We start from the raw sequence: 522 nt of genomic DNA on the forward strand, positions 1-522 counted from the left end.
AGATGCTAATGGTAGACTTGTATTGACCTCAAGAGATGGTAGAGGGATTAAAATAGATGGTAGTATTGGACCTGGTGCTGGAATTTTAAAAAAAGATTATGAAAATTATGGTCGTTTATCTTTAATCAAAAATGATGGTAAGGATATTTTGATTTCAGGGACTGGACTTAGTGCTATAGGTATGGGTGCAACCGATATGATCTCTCAAGCTTCTGTATCTTTAAGAGAGTCAAAAGGTAGAATTGACACCAATGTAGCTGATGCTATGGGCTTTAATGCTTATAAGGGTGGAGGTAAAATGATTGTTACGCAATCATCTGTTTCTTCTTATATGAGTGATATTGGTGGTATGAGTGCTGGATCGGGGTTTTCTATAGGCAGTGGAAAAAATTATTCTCAAATTTACGAAAGTAATTTAGTATTTGCAACAGCATTTTCAGTGGCATTTGGTGTTAGTGCGGAAGCTGTAGCAGGCAATTCTCAATTTGTTAATTTTAAAGCTTCTATGAATATAGCAGCTAA

The 522-nt window shown here is 35.6% G+C and carries 1 pseudogene; it reads left to right on the forward strand.

Going from position 1 to position 522, the window contains the following annotated elements:
- A pseudogene (locus L8X33_RS08680) lies at window positions 1-522 on the forward strand (flagellin); the annotation flags it as partial.

This window comes from Campylobacter sp. CNRCH_2014_2849 (assembly GCF_025772845.1).
Classification (GTDB): Bacteria; Campylobacterota; Campylobacteria; order Campylobacterales; family Campylobacteraceae; genus Campylobacter_D; species Campylobacter_D lari_D.